This window comes from Chitinolyticbacter albus, assembly GCF_024437655.1.
Classification (GTDB): Bacteria; Pseudomonadota; Gammaproteobacteria; order Burkholderiales; family Chitinibacteraceae; genus Chitinolyticbacter; species Chitinolyticbacter albus.
Genome location: NZ_JANBVF010000067.1, coordinates 1 through 4,820 on the forward strand (window position 1 = coordinate 1; position 4,820 = coordinate 4,820).

The 4,820-nt window shown below is 65.4% G+C and carries 3 protein-coding genes; all 3 read right to left on the bottom strand.

Going from position 1 to position 4,820, the window contains the following annotated elements; genetic code table 11:
• On the bottom strand, window positions 1–837 hold an 837-nt coding region (locus NLI84_RS18755), incomplete at its 3' end, for a beta-ketoacyl synthase N-terminal-like domain-containing protein (protein WP_255992353.1).
• Between the two features lie 12 nt (window positions 838–849).
• Complete coding sequence (locus NLI84_RS18760) at window positions 850–4,395, bottom strand: HAD-IIIC family phosphatase (RefSeq protein WP_255992354.1); 3,546 nt, start codon at window positions 4,393–4,395, stop codon at window positions 850–852.
• 31 nt (window positions 4,396–4,426) lie between these two features.
• A partial coding sequence (locus tag NLI84_RS18765) for a phosphopantetheine-binding protein (protein WP_255992355.1) occupies window positions 4,427–4,820 on the bottom strand: 394 nt, incomplete at its 5' end.

Consider the following 4,820-nt stretch of genomic DNA (forward strand, 5'->3'; position numbering starts at 1 on the left):
ATCGTTGTTGATGGCCGAGCCGATCAGCACGGCGTGGATGGTGTCACCATCGGCCACCGCATCGGCATAACGCTTGAGCACGACCATGCCGGCGCCGCTGCCGAACACCGTGCCACTGGCTTGGGCATCGAAGGGATGCACATGACCATCGCTGGAAAGCACGCTGCCGGGCTGGTAGAGATAGCCTATTTCACGCGTGGCATTCAGCGAAGCCCCTCCAGCGAGTGCGACATCGCACTCGCCGGTCAGCAAGGCCTGGCGCGCCATATGCACCGAAACCAGCGAACTCGAGCAGGCCGTCTGCACGCTGACGCTGGGACCGCGCAGATCGAGCTTGTAGGAGACGTGCGTGGGCGCGTAGTCCTTGTCGCTGCTGAGCAGTACCGGCAGCTCGCCGCTTTCACGGATCAGCGCGCTGTTGCTGAGCAGGTTGTAGATCAAATAGGTATTGAGCCCCACCGAGCCATACAGGCCGATGGGAACCGTCGAGGTGGCCGGGTCGATGCCGGCATGCTCGAGCGCGGACCAGGCCACTTCCAGCAACATGCGGCGCTGCGGATCGAGCAAGCGCGCTTCGCTGGCGGTGAAATCGAAAAACTCGGCGTCGAACTGGTCGAACCCTTCCAGCACCGAGGCCGCCTTCACGTAACGCGGATCGTCCAGCAGGCGTTGCGACACGCCCAGCTCACGCAGCTCCTCGTCGCTGAAGGCATGAATGGTCTCGCGGCCATCCCGCAGTACCTCCCAGAAGCGATCAAGGTCAGGGGCGCCGGGGAAACGCCCCGCCATGCCGATTACCGCGACTGCGAAATCCGAATTTAATTGGTTGTCACTCACGATACGATCTCTCTATTTGCCTGAAACATCTGCCGGGCGGTGTGCCTGCTGGCGCATCCGCGTCATCATCGAATCCCTGCGGAACTGGCCACGGGCCACCACGCTGTCGAGCCGGCTCTGGGCCGTACCGTCGAGAAAGGTGGCCAGCGACCGGATCGTCGGGTACTGGAACAACAGGATTACCGAGACCTCGCGCTCCAGCGCCTGCTGCAGCTGGCCGCTCAAGCGCACCATCAGTAGCGAGGTGCCGCCCATGTCGAAGAAGTTGTCGGTCACGCCCAGGCCTTCAGCCGACAGCAAGGCGCGCCAGAGTTCGAGCAAGCGGGTTTCCAGCGGCCCGAGCGGCGGCACGCCCTTACCCGGTGAGCGCGGTGCCGTGGTGGTCACCGCCAGGGCACTGAGCTGCGCCGCGCTGGACAGCCCGCGCTGCACCAACTGCAGTCGCTTCGCCCGGGCAAGATCGGTGCCGCCAGCGGCCTGCGCCGCTGGAGCCAACTCGTCCTGCGCCTGATCGTAAGAGCCCAGATCCAGCTTCAGATCCACCAGCGCGCGAACATCGAATTGGTAGCTGACAGGCTCGCCGGCCTGGTCGCAGCGGACATGGGCGTATTGGCGCAGTCCGCCGAGAAAGCGCCTGACCGGGGCGTTGCGGGCCGTGGGGGTCAGCGGCACTTCGAGCATGCTGCAGCCATGCCGCACCGCCTGCTGCGCGGCGGCACGCAACATGGCGTGCTCGACACCACGACCCAGCACCCGGCAGCTCAACAGCAGCGCCTCGATCACCAGCACGCTGCCGCTGCGCCGGAGCAGCAGCACGCCAACGAGCCCATAGTCACCGAAGCAATCCTTGACGCGGATGGCGAGGCAATCATGCGCGTCGTCCTGCTGCAAGGCCGCGAGCTCGTTGCTCGTTCTGGTCACACCGGTGGTGTTGAACTGCGTGGTGCGCAGCGTCAGCTGGGCGACGCGCTCCAGCTCGGCATCGCCCGCCGAGTGGATGTCGATCTCCAGGTCCAGCGCGGCAATGAATTCCGCGAACGAACTCGCACCGCGGCGCAAGGTGTCGCGCTCGGCTTCCCGCTTGTACGATTCCGAACGATTGGCATCCTCGGCGGTCACGCACAGGCGATCGAGCGCCCAGCAATGGTCGAGCATCTGCCGGATCGAGGCCGCATCCTGTGGCAACTGCAGCACCGCGACCGCCGGCAGCGCGGTGGCGACTTCAGCACACTCGACCGGGTTGTCGTCGATAAAGAGGAAGCTGTCGAGCCCCAGCCCGAGCGCGGCCGAGAGCTCGCGAATATTGGCCGACTTGGGCTCCCAGTTCACCTTGATGGCGACGAAATCCGCCAGCGAGAGCGGCATGTCGGTGCGCTGCTCGAACACCCGGCGCACGTCGGCTTCATCATTCTTGCTCGCCAGGCACAGCAGCACGCCCGCCCGCTTCTGCTCGAGCATCATCGTTTGCAGATGGCGATAGCCTTCGTCCACCCGCAAGTGACGAACACCATCCTCACCGCAGACGCCGCCCCAGAGCGTGTTGTCGCAATCAAGCACGATCACCTTGAGCGGTCGGCAACTCAGCGCGTGAACCCGGCGCAGCGCGCTCAACGCCAGCGCCGCGCAATAGTTGCCGGTATACGGCAGGCTCCCTTCGCGTTCGCCAATGGGGTCGGCGTATTCAGCGACCGGATAATAGTGGTCGACCTCGGCCGGCTCGATGTAGCTCAGCCCGGGCAGGGACTCGCACAGATCGGCCAGCGAGCCGTCCACCTCCGCCTGCAGCGGCAGCGGTAATCGGGTGCCGGCGTACTCCTTGCCACGGACCACCACCCAGCTGGCTCGCCCGCCCGCAACTGCCACCGACAGTGCCTCACGGAACTGATTCAGCATCTCGCGCAGCTGGCCGGCGATGGCATCGTTGCCTATGCCAGTCGGCAACCAGTCGCTGAGGCGGATCACCAGCAGGTTGGTGCCGCCATGATTCCGGCGGCTGTCGCTGGCCGGATTGAGCAGTTCCTGGAACACCTGGTTGAAACCGAGGGCCTCCACGGCCAGCGGCATATCGAGAAACGTGGCCCCGCCGCGCAGCAGCTCGACAATGGGCTCCACGGTGAAATTGCCGTTGACCGTCAGACGGCGCGCGACCGGCGCCGACTGCAGCAAGGCAGGGGGTAATTGGTAGTCGGCCAGCGCACGGGTTTCGTCGCACAGCAGCGCCACTGCGGCCTTGAAGGCCTCCGCCAGACCCTGCGCACTCTCCTGCGCCAGTGCAGCGGTGCGGTAACCCAGATAGCCCGAGATGGTGTCCGCCTGCTCCTCCAGCACGAGAAAGAGGTCAAAATCGATCTCTGCGGTCTGCAGCGGCAGCCGCTTCAGCGTGCACGCGCCAAAATCCGGCAGGGCCATCGCCGGCAGCAGGCTGAACATCACGTTCACCTGGAACGAGTGTCCCGCTACCGCAGGATACTGGGCCGCCACCTCGGCGAACGGCAGCCCTTGATGGTCCTGTGCCTCGAGCAGATTCGCCCCACATTCGGCCACGAGGCTGGACGACGTCTCGGCGGTGGCGGCGCGACTGCGATACAGCAGGGTATTGGCGAGGAAACCGACGGTATCCTGCAACTGCGGGTAAAGCCGCGCGGATACGGGTGTGGCGATCAGGAAGTCGGTTTGCTTGCTATAGCGGGCCAGCACCAGATCGAGCGCGGCGAGTAACACGGCGAAGGGAGTGACCTGATGCTGTTGCGCCAGCTGGCGGACGGCACTCAGCTGCGGCCCAGTCAATTCGATCGGCAGGTAGCCGGACGACTGTGCTCGCGTGGCGGCGACCTGCGTCGGCCAGACCACGCTGCGCGGAGCATCGGCCAGCTGCGCGCGCCAGTAGTTGGCGTCGCGCGCATAGTCGCCGGCGGCAAGCTTGCGGCGCAGCCACAGCACCCAATCGCCAAACTGCACCGGCGGCTGCGGCAGGATGGCACCAGGATCGCCACACGCCGCGCGATAGGCGGTTGCCAGCTCGCGCATCAGCACCGCGCATGACCAACCGTCCGCGATCAGGTGGTGCAGGGTCAAGCCCAGTACATATTCATGCTCGCCGAGGCGTATCAACGCTGCACGCCACAGCGGCGCACTCGCCAGCTCGAACGGGGCGTTGGCCACCTCGTACAGCCTGGCGGCAAGATGGTGCTCGCGCTCGCCGCCGTTATGGCTGGAAAAATCGTCCAACGTCAGCGGCAGAGCCGTCTCGGCCACGAATTGGTGCTGTGGGCCATTGCACCCCAGCGGCACGGCGGCACGCAGGCTTTCATGGCGCAGCATCAGCTGGCCGAGCGCGCTCATCAGCGCCGCCACATTGAGCTCGCCCTCGATACGGAAGGCATTGGCAATATGGTGGGAGGCGCCATTCGGGTTGAACTGCCGGGCCAGCCATAGCCGCTCCTGATCCGGCGAAAGCGGCACCGGCTCTTCGCCGCGTCTGGGAATGCCCGACTCGCCGGTCCGGCACCCCAGACGTCCTATCAGCTTGGCCCGCAGGGCCGACATCATCTCGCTCATGTTTTTTCTCGGAAAGGTGGATGCTTTGGAACTACTGCGCCGCGACTGCGGGGGCTTCCGCGGCCTCCAAGGCGGCGGTCAGGGCGCGGATCGTGGAGTTCTGCATAAACTGCTGCAGCTTGAGATCGACCTGCAGCGCATCCTTGAAACGCGTGACGATCTGCGTCGCGATCATCGAGTTGCCGCCCAGCGCGAAGAAATCGTCATCGATGCCGATGCGCTCGATTCCCAGGTGCTGCCGCCACAGGTCGGCAACGAACAGCTCCAGTTCATCGCGCGGGGCCACGTGGTTGTCGGGAGCAGCATGCGCAACCGATGGCTCATCGCTCCCAGGCAGTACCCACTGCAGCGTGGCCGTAGCCGCCTCCACCCGGCGCGCCACCCAATAGCGTTGCCGCTGGAACGGATACGTCGGCAATGGCACC